Genomic DNA, 16303 nt, shown 5'->3' with positions numbered 1-16303 from the left:
GAGGAACCCCGCCCGTTTTGTCCGCCGTTCCCTCCCCCTCCGTCACCGCGTCCCCCACCCCCGCCATGCGCATGAACCCACCGGTCTTCTACGGTGCGGCAGCGCTGATCCTGCTGTTCGTCGCCCTGGTCATCGGCTTTCCCGCCGAGGCCGGCCAATGGCTGCTCGACGCCCAGGCCTGGGCCGCCGCCAACGTCGGCTGGTACTACCTGCTGGCGATGACGCTGTACCTGATCTTCGTGGTGGTCACCGCGCTTTCCGGCTACGGGAAGATCAAGCTCGGTGCCGACCACGACGAGCCGGAATTCAGCTACCTGTCCTGGGCCGGCATGCTGTTCGCCGCGGGCATCAGCATCACCCTGTTCTTCTTCTGCGTGTCCGAGCCGCTGACGCACTTCCTGCAGCCGCCCCAGGGCGCAGCCGGCGGCGCCGAGGCCGCGCGCCAGGCCATGCAGCTGCTGTTCCTGCACTGGGGCCTGCACGGCTGGGGCGTGTTCGCCCTGGTGGCCATGGCCCTGGCCTACTTCGCCTACCGCCACAACCTGCCGCTGGCGCTGCGCTCGGCGCTGTACCCGCTGATCGGCAAGCGCATCAACGGGCCCATCGGCTACACCGTGGACTGCTTCGGCATCGTCGCCACCGTGTTCGGCCTGGGCGCGGACATGGGCTTCGGCGTACTGCAGCTCAACGCCGGGCTCGACTACCTGTTCGGCGTGGCCCACAGCCACCCGGTGCAGATGACGCTGATCGCCCTGATGATGGGCGCGGCCATCGCCGTGGCGGTGTCCGGCGTGGACAAGGGCATCCGCCTGCTGTCCGACATCAACATGCTGCTGGCCTGCGGCCTGCTGCTGTTCGTGCTGTTCGCCGGGCCCACCCAGCACCTGCTCAACACCCTGGTGCAGAACATCGGCGACTACCTGGGCGCGCTGCCGACCAAGAGCTTCGACCTCTACGCCTATGGCGAGGGCGGCGACTGGCTGGGCGGCTGGACGGTGTTCTACTGGGCCTGGTGGATCGCCTGGGCGCCCTTCGTCGGCCTGTTCATCGCGCGCATCTCCCGCGGGCGGACCATCCGCGAATTCGTCTTCGGCGTGCTGTTCATCCCCCTGGGCTTCACCCTGGCGTGGATGTCGATCTTCGGCAACAGCGCCCTGGACCAGGTGCTCAACCACGGCGCCGTCGAACTCGGCCGGGTGGCCGTGGCGGAGCCGCAGATGGCGCTCTACCAACTGCTGCAGGACTACCCCGGCAGCCGCGCGCTGATCGCCGTGACCGTGCTGGTCAGCTTCGTATTCTTCGTCACCTCGGCCGACTCCGGCACCGTGGTGCTCTCCACCCTCTCCGCCCGTGGCGGCAGCGCCGACGACGACGGGCCGAAGTGGCTGCGGGTGTTCTGGGGCCTGGCCACCGCGCTGGTCACCGGCGGCCTGCTGTTCGCCGGCAGCATCGATGCGCTGAAGTCGGCGGTGGTGCTCACCTCGCTGCCCTTTTCGCTGATCCTGCTGCTGATGATGTGGGGCCTGCACAAGGCCTTCTACCTCGAATCCCAGCGCCAGCGCGCGCGCAGCCACTCCCTGGCGCCGCCGCTGGCGGCCAAGGCCGGTGGCTGGAAGCGGCGCATCTCCCAGGCGGTGCACTTCCCCACCCGCGACGAGGTGTACCGCTTCCTGGCGGACGTGGTCAGCCCGGCGATGGCCGAGGTGGCGGAGGTGTTCCGCGACAAGGGCCTGCAGGTGGACGCCGACCTCGACCCGGGCAACCTGGAACTGAGCCTGGAGATCGGCCACGGCGAGCAGCACCCGTTCTACTACCAGGTATCGATGCGCGGCTACTTCACGCCGTCCTTCGCCCGCGCCGGCATGGGCGGCCTGCACCTGAAGAACCGCCGCTACTTCCGCGCCGAGGTGCACCTGGCCGAGGGCAGCCAGGACTACGACCTGATGGGCTACGGCAAGGAGCAGATCATCAACGACATGCTCGACCAGTACGAGCGGCACCTGCAGTTCCTGCATCTGGTCCGCTGAGAACCTGCCTACGATCTGCTGCGCGTCGGCATAACTGCGTTGAAAACAGGCGAGGAATGCTCATTTAGCGGCCTAAACTCCGCTTCCTCGCCTGTCTGACTCGCTGCGCTCGCCCTTCGGGCCAGCCTTCGGCTGTTACTCCCGTTGGTCGTTGCGCCTTGTTCTGCTCTAGCTCGCGAGATCGTAGACAGATTCTGGGCACGACCAAGGGAGGCCTGGAAATAGGCAATTGATAGTGATTATCATTGGCCATTCTTTTTCCAGGCCATTCCCATGTCGGCTACCGTCCTCGACCCACAGCACGCCCTGCGCGACCTCTACAGCGAGCACCACGGCTGGCTGCACGGCTGGCTGCGGCGCCGCCTGGGCAATGCCTGCGATGCCGCCGACCTGGCCCAGGACACCTTCGTCCGCGTGCTGCGCGCGCGCAACGCCGGCGAAATCCGCGAGCCGCGCGACTACCTGGCCACCGTCGCCCGCGGCCTGATGGTCGACCACTTCCGCCGCCGCGCGCTGGAACAGGCCTACCTGGAAGCCCTGGCCAGCCTGCCGGAAGACGAGCAGCCCTCGCCGGAGACCCAGGCCCTGCTGTTCGAGGCGCTGATGGAGATCGACCGCCTGCTCGACGGCCTGGGCGCCAAGGTCAAGCGCAGCTTCCTGCTGGCCCAGGTGGAAGGCCTGACCTATGCCGAGATCGCCGAGCGCCAGGGCATTTCCCTGCGCACGGTGAACAACCACATGGCCAAGGCCATGGAACACTGCTGCCTGATGCTGCCATGAGCACCGCCACTCCCAGCGAGACCGAGCGCCAGGCCATCCGCGCCGCCGCCCAGTGGTACGCGCGCCTCTACTCCGGCCAGGCCAGCGATGCCGACCGCAACGCCTGGCAGCACTGGTACGCCGCCAGCGCCGAACACCAGCACGCCTGGGCCCGGGTGGAACAGGTGCGCCAGCAATTCGCCCGGGTGCCGGGGCAACTGGCCGGACCGACGCTGGGCGCCCGCGCGCTGTCGCGCCGGCAGATGCTCGGCGGCCTGGGCAGCCTCGCCCTGGGCCTGCCGCTGGCCTGGCTCGCCTGGCGCGACACGCCCTGGCAGGCCTGGCTGGCCGACTACCGCAGCGCGGTGGGCGAACGCCGCGAAGTCACCCTGGCCGACGGCTCCTCGCTGACGCTCAACACCGACAGCGCGGTGGACGTGCTCTTCGACCCCCGACAACGCCTGCTGCGCCTGTTGCGCGGGGAAATCTTCGTCAGCACCGCGCCGGACCCCAGCGGCAGCGCGCGGCCCTTCCGCGTGGAGACGCCCCAGGGGCGCATCCTCGCCCTGGGCACCCGCTTCAGCGTGCGCCTGCTCGACGGCCGCACCCGCGTCGCCGTGCTCGACAAGGCCGTGGAAGTCCGCCCCCAGGCCGCGCCGCAGCGCAGCCGCATCCTGCACGGCGGCGAGCAGCTCGACCTCGACGCGCTGGAACTCGGCCAACTGCGGCACAACGACGCCAACACCGCGGCCTGGCTGGCCGGCAGCCTGATCGCCGTGGACCGCCCGCTGGGCGAGCTGCTGGAGGAACTCTCGCGCTACCGCAGCGGCGTGCTGCACTGCGACCCGCGGGTGGCCGGCCTGAAGGTCTCCGGCAACTTCCCCATCGGCGACACCGACCTGGCCCTGGCCGCCCTGGAATCCGGCTTCGACCTGCGCATCGTGCGCCATACGCGCTTCTGGATCAGCGTGCAGCCACGCGCCTGAACGCCGGGGGCGAAAAAAATCCGCCCGCCCTTGCACTTTTTTCCGCCCTCGCCCGGCCCCCTCTTATTCCGGGCCATCTGGCCCAACTTGGGGGAGCTTGCATGAACCGCTACACCACCCCGGCGCCGACCACCGGCAGCCGCTCGTTGCACAAACCGCTGGCCCTGGCCATCGCCCTGGCCCTGGGCGCCGGCGCGCTCGCCGCCACCACGACCCAGGCCGCGGAAGCCGCGCGCTACGACATCGCCGCCGGCCCGCTGGCCGAGGTGCTCGGGCGCTTCGCCAGCGCCGCCGGGGTGGCCCTGTCGTTCGACGCCGCGCAACTGCGCGGCCGCCAGTCCAGCGGCCTGCACGGCAGCTACGACGTCACCGGCGGCTTCAGCGCGCTGCTCGCCGGCAGCGGCCTGGAAGCCGAGCCCCAGGCCAACGGCAGCTACGTGCTGCGGCCGCTGCCCACCGACGGCGCCGTGGCGCTGTCGGCCAGCACCATCACCGCCAGCCTCGGCGCCGAGACGCTGCCGCCCGCCTATGCCGGCGGCCAGGTGGCCAGCGGCGCGCGCCTGGGCATGCTGGGCAACGCCGACCTCATGGACACGCCCTTCAGCGTCACCAGCTACACCGCGCAGACCATCGAGGCGCAGCAGGCGCGCAGCGTCGCCGACCTGCTGGTGGCCAACGACCCGTCGGTGCGGGTGGTCGGCGGCCGCGGCGACCTGGTGGACACCTACGTCATCCGCGGCTTCAACGTGAACAACGCCGACGTCGCCCTCAACGGCCTGTACGGCGTGCTGCCCTACTGGCGGGTGCCGATCGAGTTCGCCGAGCGCGTCGAAGTGCTCAAGGGCCCCACCGCCCTGCTCGGCGGCATGTCCCCCGGCGGCAGCGTCGGCGGCACCATCAACCTGGTGCCCAAGCGCGCCGAGGACCAGCCGCTGACCCGCGTCAGCCTGGACTGGACCGACCGCTCGCAGGTCGGCACGCACCTGGACATCGGCCGCCGCTTCGGCGAGGGCAACGCCTTCGGCGTGCGCTTCAACGGCGTGTACCGCAACGGCGACACCGCCATCGACCACCAGAGCCGCGAGTTCCCGCTGATGTCCCTGGCCCTGGACTTCCGCGGCGAGCGCCTGCGCCTGTCCAGCGACCTGCTGTACCAGAAGGAAAGCCTGGAAGGCGTGGTGCGCCCGGTGATCACCGGCACCGCCACCAGCATCCCCCACGCGCCGGACTCCAAGACGCGCTTCGGCCTGCGCGATTCCTACCTGGACCAGGAGGACTACTCCATGGTCAACCGCGGCGAGTACGACCTCAGCGACCACCTCACCGCCTTCGCCAGCATCGGCGGACGGCAGAGCAACTACGAGACCATCGCCGCCAACAGCATCCTCAACGGCAACCAGGGCGACATCATCAACGGCCTGGCGCGCCAGCGCGCCGACCGCCGCACCTACTCCGGCGAGGCCGGCCTGCGCGGCGACTTCGACACCGGCCCGGTGCGCCACGACTGGACCTTCAGCGCCAACCGCCTGCACGAGCGCGTGGGCATGGTCTACGTGTTCACCGGCATGCAGCCGGGCAGCCTCTACGAGACCTCGCCGCACACGCCGATCCCGGACTTCTCCAGCCTCGACGGCGGCATCCCCAAGACCAACGAAACCGACCTTTCCGGCGTGGCCCTGGCCGACAAGCTGTCGATCCTCGACGAGCGCGTGCAGTTCACCGCCGGCGTGCGCCGGCAGACGGTGCAGTCCAAGGACTACGACCCGTCCAGCGGGGCGCGCACCAACAAGTACGACGAGCACGCCTGGACGCCGATGTTCAGCCTGCTGGTCAAGCCGCTGGACGAGCTGTCGCTGTACGCCAACTACATCCAGGGCCTGAGCCAGGGCGACACCCCGCCCTCCACCGCGGCCAACGCCGGCCAGGCGCTGGCGCCGTACAAGGCCGAGCAGTACGAGGTCGGCGCCAAGTACGAACTGGGCAGCTTCACCACCACCCTGGCGCTGTTCGAGATCAAGAAGCCCAACGCCTTCCTCGACGCCGACAACGTGTTCCGCGCCGACGGCGAGCAACGCAACCGCGGCATCGAGCTGAGCCTGTTCGGCGAACTGACCGACGACCTGCGCGTGCTGGCCGGCGCCACCTACATCAAGGCCGAGCAGAGCAAGACCGCCAACCCCGCCAGCGAAGGCCAGGACGCCCCCGGCGTGCCGCGGCGCCAGGCCAACCTGGGGCTGAGCTGGGACACCCCGTTCGTCCAGGGACTGACCCTCGACGGCCGCTGGATCTACACCGGCGCGGCCTACCTGGACACCACCAACGACCTCAAGGTCCCGCACTGGAACCGCGTCGACGTCGGCGCCAGCTATGCCTTCCAGGTCGCCGGCAAGCCGCTGGTGGCGCGGGCCAACCTTGAGAACCTGCTGGCCAAGGACTACTGGACCGCGTCCAACGGCTACATGACCGTCAGCTCGCCGCGCACCCTGTCGCTGTCGCTGACCGCGGACTTCTGAGGCGCCCATGACCGCGAAAGCCCTGCGCACCTGGTACCTGGTGCACAAGTGGACCAGCCTGGTGTCCACGCTGTTCCTCCTGCTGCTGTGCCTGACCGGCCTGCCGCTGATCTTCCACGAGGAGATCGAGCACTACCTGGAACCGCACCCGGAGCTCAAGCCGCTGACCGCCGAGTCGCCGCGCATCGACTACGACGACGTGGTGGCCCGCGCCCTGGCCGCGCGCCCGGGCGAGGTGGTGCGCTTCGTGGTGTTCGACCCCGACGAGCCGCTGGGCGCGGTGATCACCGCGCCCAGCCTGGTGCCGCCGCCGGAGATCGGCCACGTGCAGCCGTTCGACGCGCGCACCGGCGAGTTCTTCGACCCGGAGCCGCCGCCCGGCGGCTTCATGTACCTGATGCTCAAGCTGCACACCGACCTGTTCATGGGCCTGCCCGGCTACCTGTTCCTCGGCTTCATGGGGCTGCTGCTGGTGGCCTCGCTGGTATCCGGGGTGGTGGTCTACACGCCCTTCATGCGCAAGCTCGACTTCGCCGCGGTGCGCACCAGACGTAGCCGCCGGGTGAAGTGGCTGGACCTGCACAACATGCTGGGCATCGTCACCCTGGCCTGGGTGCTGGTGGTGGGCGCCACCGGGGTGATCAACACCCTGGCGCTGCCGATCCTCATGCTCTGGCGCAGCGACCAGCTGGCCGACATGACCGCGCCCTACCGCGACGCGCCGCCCATGGCCGACAACGGCTCGCTGCACAAGGCGCTGCAGACCGCCCAGGCGGCGGCGCCGGACATGACCATGAGCTTCATCGGCTTCCCCGGCACCCAGTTCAGCAGCCAGCACCACTACGCGGTGTTCATGCACGGCGCCACGCCGCTGACCAAGCGCCTGCTCAAGCCGGCCCTGGTGGACGCGCAGACCGGCGAGCTGACCGACATCCGCGAGATGCCGCTGTACGTGAAGACGCTGTTCCTCTCGCAGCCGCTGCACTTCGGCGACTACGGCGGGCTGCCGCTGAAGATCGTCTGGACGCTGCTCGACCTGGTGGCCATCGTCGTCCTCGGCAGCGGCCTGTACCTGTGGTTCGCGCGGCGCAAGACCATGGAGAAACGCCTGGCCGACCTGCAGGCCGGGCACCTGGCCGCGGAGGGCGAGGCATGAAGCGCAACCTGTGGATGGTGTTCCGCTGGCCCCTGGCGCTGGCCGTGCTCAGCCTGGTAGGGCTGATTTCCGCGCTGGTCGGCGACGGCCCCTGGGACGCGCTGTCCTGGTTCGCCCTGGGCGTTCCCCTGGTGGTGATCCTGGCGGCGCTGGCCCGCGCCCGCAGGCCGTCGCCATGAACCCGATCTACAGCGACCGCGCCCTGCGCCTGTGCGGCTACGCCGGGCTGCTGGCCGCGGTGTTCTGGATGATCGGCGACGCCGGCCTGCTCGGCGCCCGGGCCAACCTCGCCGACTACCCGCCGCTGCAGGACTACCTGGCGCGGATCAGCTTCGAAGGCCTGGACTACATGCTGCCCAACAGCGAGCCGCGCCTGGCCTTCGGCGCCCTGGTGGCAGTGCTGGCCATGCCGCTGTACCTGCTCGGCGCCTGGCACTGGTTCCTGGTCGCCCGCGGCCGGGGCTGGATGGCCTGGACGCTGTTCGCCCTGCTGGTCTGCGGCAACGCCTACTCGCCGCTGGGGCACGCCGCCTTCTACCACCTGGGGATGGTCTACAAGACCCTCCTGCTGGTGCCGGCGGACGCCCATCCGGCGCTGCTGGCGCTGGGCGAGCAGTTCCACCGCCTGCTGATGATCGCCTGGGTGGCGGCGGTGGGCGGCCTGGTGGCCGGGCTGGCCGTGCTCACCCTGGCCATCGCCTGCGGGCGCACGCGCCTGCCGCGCAGCAGCGCGCTGCTGCTCAACCCGCTGAGCCTGGGGGTGCTGGGCCACTTCGCCCCCGCCGTGCTGGCGGAGCCGCTGGGCACCTGGCTGCGCGGCGCCGGCATCAACATCGGCTGGTTCGTCGCCTACGCCTTCTCCAGCCTGTGGTTCGCCCGGCGCGGGGCTCAGAGCCGGTAGGGCAGGCGCACGCCGGCGTCGTCGACGGGGAAGTCCCTGGTGTTGCGGGTGACCAGCAGGCGCCCCTGCACCTCGGCGCTGGCCTTGATGATGGCGTCCGGCAGCTTCACCCGCAGCGCCTGGCGCACCGCCACGGCGCGCTCGGCGACGGACGCGTCGAGCGGCACCAGGGCGAAGCTGTCGAGGAAGGCGCGGGTGGCCGCGGCGGTGGCGGGCGTGGCGCCGATCATCACCTCCATCCAGGTGACGATGCTGATGGCGGGGTCATCGTAGCGGCGCAACTCGTCGCGGGCCTGTTCGTGGCCGTTTAGGTAGTCGATGAGGATGTTGGTGTCGAACAGCGCCTTCACCATTCCTCGCGCACCTTCTCCTGGTAGGCCAGGCCGTCGCCGGCGCTGCCGTTCCACAGGCCGAAGGCGGCCTCGGCATCCTGCCGGCGGTGCCGGACCAGGTACTCGGCGACCGCCTCGCGGATCAGCGCGGCGCGCGATTGCTGCTGTTGCTCGCCCAGGGCATTGAGCGCTTCGAGGTGTTCGGCAGGGATGTCGACCAGGGTACGCATGGCGTCCTCCATATGTGATATCGATAACATATATCACACATCCCTGATCGACCAAGCCTGCGTTTGTATCAGCGTTTGCCCAGCACCTGGCGGTGGAACAGCACGCAGACCACCACGAACACCAGCAACCCCAACCACTGCGCGGTGTCCTCGAAGCCGGCGCCGACCAGCGCCAGGGGCGCGTCCTTGCCGCTGGTGCCGATCAGCGCGGCGAGCAGGATGCCCATCAGGCTCTCGCCGACGATCAGCCCCGAAGCCAGCAGCACGCCGCGGCGGCGCGGCAGGTCGGCGTACTTGTCCTCGTTCACCCCGGCGGCCTGGGCGCGCTTCTTCAGCGTGCTTTCCAGCAGCCAGGCGAGCACCGCGCCCACCACCAGGGTCATGCCGATGGTCGGCGGCAGGTAGATGCCCAGGCCCACGGCCAGCACCGGCAGGCTGGCCTTGCCGGTGCGGCGCAGGAGCACGTCGACGAGGATCAGGGCGATGCCCAGGGCCACGCCGATGAGGATCATGTTCCAGTTCAGCGCGTTATGGAAAATCCCGCTGGCGATGGCGGTCATCAACGTCGCCTGGGGCGCGGCCAGGGCCGCGCCGGGGTCCATGCCCTCGCGCGGCAGGGCACCGGTGAAGCCATAGGCGTTGTACAGCAGCTCCAGCACCGGCGGGATCACCAGCGCGCCCACCAGGCAGCCGACGATCAGCGCCACCTGCTGGCGCCAGGGCGTGGCGCCGACCAGGTAGCCGGTCTTGAGGTCCTGCAGGTTGTCGTTGGAGATGGCGGCGATGGCCAGCACCACGGCGGTGGTGAACAGCGCCAGGGCGATCGCCAGCTTGCCGCCCTCGCGGGCCAGGAAGCCGGTCTCCAGCGAGCCGACGCCGAGGATCAGCAGCGACACCAGGATCACCGCGATGATGCCGATGCCGGAGATCGGGCTGCTGGAGGAACCCACCAGGCCGGCCATGTAGCCGCAGGCGGCGGCGATCAGGAAGCCGAAGAAGAAGGCGAACACCACGCAGGTGGCCACCAGGCCCCAGAAGGCGAAGCCGGCGAGGTCCGGCGCGGCCTGGCCGAGGAAGTAGGCGAAGACCACGAACAGCGCCACCAGCAGCACGGCGGCGATGGCCAGGATCCAGGCCGCCGGCATGTCGCGCTCGGTGCGCAGGTCGCTGGCCTCGGCGCGCCCGCTGATGGCGCTGAGCGAGGCCCAGACGCCCTGCACCATGGGCTTGAACAGGGTGGCCAGGGTCCAGAGCGCGGCCACGCCGATGGTGCCGGCGCCAAGGAAGCGTACCTGGCTGCTCCACAGCTTGCTGGCCAGCTCCGGCAGGCTCTGCCCGGCAGCCAGGGTGCTGTTCACGGTGAGCAGCGGCACCGCCACGCCCCAGGCGATCACCACGCCGATGAGGATGGCGATGCCGGCGGTGATGCCCATCAGGTAGCCGGCGCCGACCAGCGCCAGGGAGAAGCCGGTGGACAGGCGGAACGCCGCCTGGCCGGCGCTGATCCAGAAACTGAAGCCCTCGGCCAGCAGCTTGAAGCCGCTGCTGAACAGGCTGAACAGCGCCGCCACCAGGCCGCCGGCGAGGATGTCGCGCAGGCCCGGCTTGCTGCCGTCGCCGGCCTGCGGGTGTTCCTCGTCATGGCTGCCGACACGCAGGATTTCCGCCGCCGCCACGCCCTCGGGGTACGGCAGGCTGCTCTGCACCACCATCACCCGGCGCAGCGGGATGGTGTAGAGCACCCCGAGGATGCCGCCGATGGAGCAGATGGCCGCGGTCTGCCAGAACGGGAAGCCGGCCCAGTAGCCGATCATCAGCAGCCCCGGGAGGATGAAGATGATCGACGACAGGGTGCCGGCGGCCGAGGCCTGGGTCTGCACCATGTTGTTCTCCAGGATGTTCGAGCCGGAGAAGTAGCGCAGCACCGCCATGGAGATCACCGCGGCGGGGATCGAGGAGGCGAACGTCAGCCCCACCTTCAGGCCCAGGTAGACGTTGGAGGCGGTGAAGACGACGGTGATGAGGGCGCCGAGGATGAGCCCGCGCAGGGTCAGTTCGGCCAGGTTCGATTCGTCCGGAATCCGTTCGAGCATGGAAGGAAGTCTCTGAAAGGCAACCTGCCAAGCTTAGGCCAGAGCGGCGCACGCGCCCACGACGCCGAATGTCGCCCAGGCGACGACCCCCGCTTTTCGTAGGAGCGAGCTTGCTCGCGAACAGCTTCGGCACGAAGCGGTTCACACCCACCACGCCGAATGCCACCCACTCAACGCCCCCGCTTTTCGTAGGAGCGAGCTTGCTCGCGAACAGCTTCGGCACGAGGCGGTTCGCGAGCAAGCTCGCTCCTACAAGGGCAAGGGTTGGCGTGCGGGGATCAGAACGGTTTGTCGCCGAGGATGGTCGCGCGGTGCATCACCCGGCGCTGCGGGCGGTAGTCGTCCACCGCGTAGTGCTGGGTCACGCGGTTGTCCCAGAAGGCCACGTCGTTCTCGCGCCAGCGCCAGCGCACGGTGAACTCCGGGCGGGCGACGTGGGCGAACAGCAGGTCGAGGATGGCCCGGCTCTCGACCGCCGACAGCTCGTTGATGCGGGTGGTGAAGCCATCGCTGACGAACAGCGCCTTGCGCCCGGTGACCGGGTGGGTACGGATCACCGGGTGGGAGCGCGGCGGGTTCTTCTTGCGTGCCTCTTCCAGGCGCACCAGGTCGGCATCGGTGGCGCCGAAGCGTTCCTGGGGGAAGGACTTGCTGATGTCGTGGGTGGCGGTCAAGCCGTCGAGCAGGCGCTGCAAGGGTTTGGACAGCGCCTCGAAAGCGGCGATGCCGCTGGCCCAGAGGGTGTCGCCACCGTAGGGCGGCAACTGCTTGGCGGCCAGCACCGCGCCCAGGGCCGGGGTTTCCAGGAAGGTCACGTCGGTGTGCCAGATGGCATTGTCGCGCACGTCGGTGACGGCGGTGTCGAGCACGATCACCTCGCGCTGCTCGGGCACGCTGGGGTAGATCGGATGGATGTGCAGGTCGCCGAAGCGCGCGGCGAAAGCGGCCTGCTGCGAAGGAGTCAGCGGCTGGTCGCGGAAGAACAGCACCTGGTGGCTGAGCAGGGCCTGCTCGATGGCCTGGTGCTGGGCGTCGTCCAGCGGCTGGCGCAGGTCGATGCCGGAGACTACGGCGCCGAGGGCGGGGCTGAGGGGGGCCAGGGTCAGGGTGGTCATTTCTTTTCTCTCTCGTGTTCTGTGCGGGGAAGAGCACCCTCTCCCCAGCCCTCTCCCGCAAGCGGGAGAGGGAGCCGTTCGGTGTATCCGTCGAGCGCCGAGCTAGCCGGCGACTCCGATCAGTCCCCTCTCCCGCTTGCGGGAGAGGGTTAGGGAGAGGGGCTCTGGCTCTTGCTCTTACCCCAGCTCCAGGCCCTACTCCCAGGAAGCAAACCGCCCCTGCAACCAGCGCAAGCCCACCTCGAAGCTCAACGCGATCCCGGCGATCAGCAGAATCCCCAGCACCACCACATCGGTCGCCAGGAACTGCGCCGCCGACTGCACCATGAAGCCCAGCCCGCGGTTGGCGGCGATCAGCTCGGCGGCGACCAGGGTCGACCAGCCCACGCCCAGGGCTATGCGCAGGCCGGTAAGGACTTCCGGCAAGGCGCTGGGCAGCACCACATGGCGCACCACTTGCCAGCGGTTGGCGCCCAGGCAGCGCACCGCCTGGATGCGCGACTTGTCCACGCGGCGCACGCCGGCGGCGGTGGCGATCAGCAGCGGGGCGAACAGCGCCAGGTAGATCAGCAGCACCTTGGACAGCTCGCCGATGCCGAACCAGATGACGATCAGCGGCAGGTAGGCCAGCGGCGGGATCGGCCGGTAGAACTCCACCAGCGGGTCGAGCGCAGCGCCCACCAGCGGGTTGAGGCCCATGAGGATGCCCAGCGGAATCGCCGTGAGCACCGCCGCGCCCAGGGCAAGCAGCACGCGCAGCAGGCTGGTGCCGATGTGCTGCCACAGCGTGGCGTCGACGTAGCCTTCGGCGAGCACCCGCTGCAGGGCTTCGTAGAGCTGCTCGGGAGCCGGCAGGAACAGGGTGTCGACCCAGCCGAAATGGGTGGCGAACCACCAGAGCGCAGCGAGGGCGGCGATGCTCCCGGCAGCGGCCCAACGCCGCGCATCGCGTGGGCGGGCAGGCTTGGCGCGGCGGCCGGCGGGCAGCTTGGCGCTGAGGGTGTCAGTGGGCATGTTCGGCCTCCGGCTCTTCCAGGAACTCGTCCAGCAACGCTTGGCGCAGGCGGCCGAACTCGGGGTCAGCCTTGATCGAGCGCACCGGTTCGCCGGCCGCATAACGCTGCGCGAAGTCCGGGCGCAGGCGCTTGACGATGCGCGCCGGCGGGCCGTCCATGACCACCAGGTCGGTGGCCAGGAACAGCGCCTCGTCGACGCTGTGGGTGATCAGGAACAGACCCTTGCCGGTCTTGCGCCACAGGTCCAGGGTGAGCACCTGCATGCGCTCGCGGGTCAAGGCGTCGAGGGCGCCGAAGGGCTCGTCCAGCAGCAGGAAGTCCGGCTCCACCGCCAGCGCGCGGGCCAGGCCCAGGCGCTGGCGCTGGCCGCCGGAAAGCTGCGAGACGCGGTAATGCGCGTGCTCCTGCAGGCCCACCAGGGCCAGCACCTCGCGGGCGCGGACCTCGCGTTCGGCGCGGCCTAAGCCACGGATGCGCAAACCCAGGGCGACATTGTCGAGGGCGTCCAGCCAGGGCATCAGGGCGTCGTCCTGGAACACCACGCCACGCTCGCCGCCGGGGCCTTCGAGGGTCCGGCCGTCGATCTGCACGCGGCCGCGGTCGGGCTTCTGGAAACCGGCCAAAACGTTGAGCAGCGTGGACTTGCCGCAGCCCGAAGGGCCCAGCACCACCAGGGACTCGCCCTTGGCCACGTCCAGGGTCAGCTCATGCAGCACGCGCCGGGTCTGGCCATGCTGCTGGAAAGAAAGGCTCACGGCCTCGGCCGTCAGACGGCTCATGTTTCTGCCCTCCGTAGGGTAAGAAGGAATGCTGGGGCGCTTCGCACGTTGCGCTCTTCGCTCTCAGCTCTCTGCCCTTCGCTCTTCGCTCTTCGCTCTTCGCTCTTCGCTCTTCGCTCTTCGCTCTTCGTAGGAGCGAGCTTGCTCGCGAACCCGCCTCACACCACACCTTCCCCGTCATTCCCGCGAACGCGGGAACCCAGAGACTCTGGATCCCCGCGTTCGCGGGGATGACGAGGTGGAGAAAGGTGCCGGGCCGTTCGCGAGCAAGCTCGCTCCTACAGGGAGATCGAGTAGGAGATCGAGCGGGGAGATCGTGCGATCAGCGCTGCCCCACCTGCACGCTCTCCGCCTGGCGCACGTACTCCGCGCTGACGTAGGGCGAGTAATCCTTGAGCACCGACGGCACGCGCTTCTGCTCTTTCAGGAAGGCCGCAGTGCCGGCGATGTCCTTGGCGGTGCCGCCGCCCAACAGCGCGCTGGACAGTTGTTCCTTGGTCTCGGGGAAGGCGCTGCCGGCCAGCAGCTCCGGCACGTCCTCGGGCGAAGCGCCGGTCAGCCGGGCGATCTTCTTCGCCTGCTCGGAATCGGCGGTCCACTGGGCCTTGTGCGCGTTGTAGTCGGCGAAGGAATCGAGGGTCACGCGGGCGAACTTGGCCAATACCTCCGGGTGCTTCTCGGCGAAGTCCTTGCGCGCCACCCAGACCTCGAAGGTCGGCGCGCCCCATTTGCCCACTTCCGCGGCGTCGGTCAGCACCTTGCCGCTCTTCTTGATCTCGCCCAGGGCCGGGGCCCAGACGAAGGCGCCGTCGATGTCGCCACGGCGCCAGGCGGCGGCGATCTCGGTGGGGTTGAGGTTGACGATCTTCACTTTGGTCGGGTCGATCTTCCAGTGCTTGAGCGCGCCCAGCAGGCTGTAGTGCGAGGTGGAGACGAAGGGCGTGGCGATGGTCTTGCCGACCAGGTCCTCGGGCTTCTCGATCCTGCTGCCGTTGCGCACCACCAGGGCCTCGGCCGCGTTGATCTGCGCGGTGACGATGAAGGCCACGATCGGCAGGCCGCGCGAGGTGGCGGCGGCCAGCGGGCTGGAGCCGAGGTTGCCCAGTTGCACGTCGCCCGAGGCGATGGCGGCGACCACTTCCGGGCCGCTGTTGAAGCGGCGCCAGTCGAGCTTCTCGCCGATGGCTTTCTCGTAGGTGCCGTCGGCCTGCGGGACCTTGGTCGGGTCCACGCCAGTCTGGTAGCCGAGGGTGATGTCGGCCTGGGCGATGCCGGCGACGCCGGCCAGGGCGAGCGCGGCCAGCAGGCGGCGCGGGGCGAAAGTGCGTTTCATGGGGTGCTCCTGGAAATGCATTCGGGGCGGCCGGCCGGGCCGTGACGGGCCGCCCCTCGCGGAGCGGCGGAAAGTTCGCTTCAGTTGCGCGCCAGGTCCGGCTGCCAGACCTGCACGGCGCGGGCGTCCACCGGCTTGGGCAGCAGGCCCTCGGCGTAGAAGGCGTCGGCGATGCGCTGCTGCTCGTCGAGGCCGTCGGCGCGCACCGGCTGCACGTCATAACTGCGGCGGGCGTTGGCCTGCTCCACAGTGGCGGCGTCGAGGTTGCCCCATAGCGGGCCGAGCAGCTTGGCCGCGTCGGCCGGGTGTTGCTTCACCCAGCGCCCGGTCTTCTGCAGTTCGGCGAAGACCTGCCCGAGCACTTGCGGGTGGGCCTTGGCGTAGTCGCTGGAGGCGAGGTAGTAGCGCTGGTAGCTGGCCAGGCCCTGGCCGTCGGCGAGCACGCGGGCGTGCTGCTGGCGCTGGGCGCTGGCGACGTAGGGGTCCCAGGTCACCCAGGCGTCCACCTTGTGGTTCTCGAAGGCGGCGCGGCCGTCGGCGGGGGTCAGGTAGGCAGGCTGGATGTCGGAGAACTTCAGGCCGGCCTTGGCCAATGCGGCGATCAGCAGGTAGTGGCTGCCGGCGGCCTTGGTCACGGCCACGCGCTTGCCCTTGAGGTCGGCCAGGGATTTCAGCGGCGAATCCTCCGGCACCAGGATCGACTGCGCGGTGGGCGACGGGGTTTCGCGGGCGAAGTAGGTCAGCTGCGCACCGGCGGCCTGGGCGAACACCGGCACGGTGTCGGCGACGTCGGCGGACAGGTCGACGTTGCCGACGTTGAGCGATTCGAGCAGCGGCAGGCCGCTGGGAAACTCATGCCAGGACACCTTGATGCCCTGCTTGCCCAGCTCGCGCTCCAGGGTGCCCTGGGCCTTGACGATGGTCAGCAGGGTGGAGGACTTCTGGAAACCGATGCGCAGGGTGCCTTCGGCGTGCGCGCCCAGGGCGCCCAGCAGGGCGGCGGAGGCGGCGAGGCCGACGGCGAAACGGCGCAGGAACGGGCTGCGGGACATGGGTACGGCTC

General features: G+C 69.7%; 15 protein-coding genes. 7 read left to right on the top strand and 8 right to left on the bottom strand.

Translation table 11 applies throughout. The features are described 5' to 3' along the window. Nucleotides 1–71 precede the first annotated feature (71 nt). From betT to M8R19_RS19905, 7 genes are all read left to right on the top strand, one after another. Nucleotides 72–2027, top strand: coding sequence for a choline BCCT transporter BetT (betT, locus tag M8R19_RS19935; RefSeq protein WP_058073012.1), 1956 nt, complete (start codon nt 72–74; stop codon nt 2025–2027). A 273-nt stretch (nt 2028–2300) separates the two neighbouring features. Beyond that, a complete protein-coding gene (locus tag M8R19_RS19930) occupies nt 2301–2807 on the top strand; it encodes a sigma-70 family RNA polymerase sigma factor (protein WP_116424337.1) in 507 nt (168 codons plus the stop codon). Further along, entirely contained in the window at nt 2804–3772 is a 969-nt protein-coding gene (locus M8R19_RS19925; RefSeq protein WP_249918695.1) for a FecR domain-containing protein, read from the top strand. Before M8R19_RS19930 ends, M8R19_RS19925 begins: the two co-directional genes overlap by 4 nt. Before the next feature lie 101 nt (nt 3773–3873). Further along, the gene (locus M8R19_RS19920) at nt 3874–6285 is read left to right on the top strand and encodes a TonB-dependent receptor (RefSeq protein ID WP_074982899.1); all 2412 of its coding nucleotides are present in this window, start codon (nt 3874–3876) and stop codon (nt 6283–6285) included. A gap of 7 nt (nt 6286–6292) precedes the next feature. Then, nucleotides 6293–7441: a PepSY-associated TM helix domain-containing protein gene (locus M8R19_RS19915; protein ID WP_074982897.1), complete on the top strand. Its 1149-nt coding sequence runs from the start codon at nt 6293–6295 to the stop codon at nt 7439–7441. After that, nucleotides 7438–7620 carry a hypothetical protein gene (locus M8R19_RS19910; protein WP_074982895.1) on the top strand — a complete coding sequence of 61 codons (183 nt, stop codon included), beginning with the start codon at nt 7438–7440 and terminating at the stop codon, nt 7618–7620. Before M8R19_RS19915 ends, M8R19_RS19910 begins: the two co-directional genes overlap by 4 nt. Further along, nucleotides 7617–8342 (top strand): DUF6796 family protein, encoded by a 726-nt coding sequence (locus M8R19_RS19905; RefSeq protein WP_074982893.1) that lies wholly within the window; start codon nt 7617–7619, stop codon nt 8340–8342. Before M8R19_RS19910 ends, M8R19_RS19905 begins: the two co-directional genes overlap by 4 nt. On the opposite strand, the gene M8R19_RS19900 is transcribed toward M8R19_RS19905, so the two are convergent. The 8 genes from M8R19_RS19900 to M8R19_RS19865 form a co-directional block, all read right to left on the bottom strand. Further along, complete coding sequence (locus tag M8R19_RS19900) at nt 8330–8695, bottom strand: type II toxin-antitoxin system VapC family toxin (protein WP_058073004.1); 366 nt, start codon at nt 8693–8695, stop codon at nt 8330–8332. The genes M8R19_RS19905 and M8R19_RS19900 overlap by 13 nt on opposite strands. Further along, nucleotides 8689–8904: a ribbon-helix-helix domain-containing protein gene (locus tag M8R19_RS19895; RefSeq protein WP_009613188.1), complete on the bottom strand. Its 216-nt coding sequence runs from the start codon at nt 8902–8904 to the stop codon at nt 8689–8691. Before M8R19_RS19895 ends, M8R19_RS19900 begins: the two co-directional genes overlap by 7 nt. A gap of 68 nt (nt 8905–8972) precedes the next feature. Then, a complete protein-coding gene (locus tag M8R19_RS19890) occupies nt 8973–10997 on the bottom strand; it encodes an OPT family oligopeptide transporter (protein WP_116424331.1) in 2025 nt (674 codons plus the stop codon). 278 nt (nt 10998–11275) lie between these two features. Next, nucleotides 11276–12112, bottom strand: coding sequence for a taurine dioxygenase (gene tauD / locus M8R19_RS19885; protein ID WP_249918694.1), 837 nt, complete (start codon nt 12110–12112; stop codon nt 11276–11278). 195 nt (nt 12113–12307) lie between these two features. Beyond that, nucleotides 12308–13126: an ABC transporter permease subunit gene (locus tag M8R19_RS19880; protein WP_249918693.1), complete on the bottom strand. Its 819-nt coding sequence runs from the start codon at nt 13124–13126 to the stop codon at nt 12308–12310. After that, a complete protein-coding gene (locus M8R19_RS19875) occupies nt 13116–13907 on the bottom strand; it encodes a taurine ABC transporter ATP-binding protein (protein ID WP_249918692.1) in 792 nt (263 codons plus the stop codon). The genes M8R19_RS19880 and M8R19_RS19875 overlap by 11 nt, the downstream gene beginning before the upstream one ends. Before the next feature lie 322 nt (nt 13908–14229). Next, nucleotides 14230–15240 (bottom strand): taurine ABC transporter substrate-binding protein, encoded by a 1011-nt coding sequence (gene tauA / locus M8R19_RS19870; RefSeq protein WP_249918691.1) that lies wholly within the window; start codon nt 15238–15240, stop codon nt 14230–14232. 80 nt (nt 15241–15320) lie between these two features. Continuing rightward, on the bottom strand, nt 15321–16292 hold the full coding sequence (locus M8R19_RS19865; RefSeq protein WP_074982883.1) for an aliphatic sulfonate ABC transporter substrate-binding protein: 972 nt from the start codon (nt 16290–16292) through the stop codon (nt 15321–15323). Nucleotides 16293–16303 lie beyond the last annotated feature (11 nt).

This window comes from Pseudomonas sp. R3.Fl (genome assembly GCF_023516765.1).
Lineage (GTDB): Bacteria > Pseudomonadota > Gammaproteobacteria > Pseudomonadales > Pseudomonadaceae > Pseudomonas > Pseudomonas citronellolis.
Note: the sequence above shows the minus strand (reverse complement) of the source record. Positions and strands in the feature narration are given on the sequence as shown.

Excerpts from the sequence above, each read along its gene's own strand:
- M8R19_RS19875 (WP_249918692.1), bottom strand. The coding sequence starts at position 13,907 with ATGAGCCGTCTGACGGCCGAGGCCGTGAGCCTTTCTTTCCAGCAGCAT.
- M8R19_RS19910 (WP_074982895.1), top strand. The coding sequence starts at position 7,438 with ATGAAGCGCAACCTGTGGATGGTGTTCCGCTGGCCCCTGGCGCTGGCC.
- M8R19_RS19880 (WP_249918693.1), bottom strand. The coding sequence starts at position 13,126 with ATGCCCACTGACACCCTCAGCGCCAAGCTGCCCGCCGGCCGCCGCGCC.
- M8R19_RS19905 (WP_074982893.1), top strand. The coding sequence starts at position 7,617 with ATGAACCCGATCTACAGCGACCGCGCCCTGCGCCTGTGCGGCTACGCC.
- M8R19_RS19890 (WP_116424331.1), bottom strand. The coding sequence starts at position 10,997 with ATGCTCGAACGGATTCCGGACGAATCGAACCTGGCCGAACTGACCCTG.
- M8R19_RS19865 (WP_074982883.1), bottom strand. The coding sequence starts at position 16,292 with ATGTCCCGCAGCCCGTTCCTGCGCCGTTTCGCCGTCGGCCTCGCCGCC.
- tauD (WP_249918694.1), bottom strand. The coding sequence starts at position 12,112 with ATGACCACCCTGACCCTGGCCCCCCTCAGCCCCGCCCTCGGCGCCGTA.
- M8R19_RS19915 (WP_074982897.1), top strand. The coding sequence starts at position 6,293 with ATGACCGCGAAAGCCCTGCGCACCTGGTACCTGGTGCACAAGTGGACC.
- betT (WP_058073012.1), top strand. The coding sequence starts at position 72 with ATGAACCCACCGGTCTTCTACGGTGCGGCAGCGCTGATCCTGCTGTTC.
- M8R19_RS19930 (WP_116424337.1), top strand. The coding sequence starts at position 2,301 with ATGTCGGCTACCGTCCTCGACCCACAGCACGCCCTGCGCGACCTCTAC.
- M8R19_RS19925 (WP_249918695.1), top strand. The coding sequence starts at position 2,804 with ATGAGCACCGCCACTCCCAGCGAGACCGAGCGCCAGGCCATCCGCGCC.
- M8R19_RS19900 (WP_058073004.1), bottom strand. The coding sequence starts at position 8,695 with ATGGTGAAGGCGCTGTTCGACACCAACATCCTCATCGACTACCTAAAC.
- tauA (WP_249918691.1), bottom strand. The coding sequence starts at position 15,240 with ATGAAACGCACTTTCGCCCCGCGCCGCCTGCTGGCCGCGCTCGCCCTG.
- M8R19_RS19895 (WP_009613188.1), bottom strand. The coding sequence starts at position 8,904 with ATGCGTACCCTGGTCGACATCCCTGCCGAACACCTCGAAGCGCTCAAT.
- M8R19_RS19920 (WP_074982899.1), top strand. The coding sequence starts at position 3,874 with ATGAACCGCTACACCACCCCGGCGCCGACCACCGGCAGCCGCTCGTTG.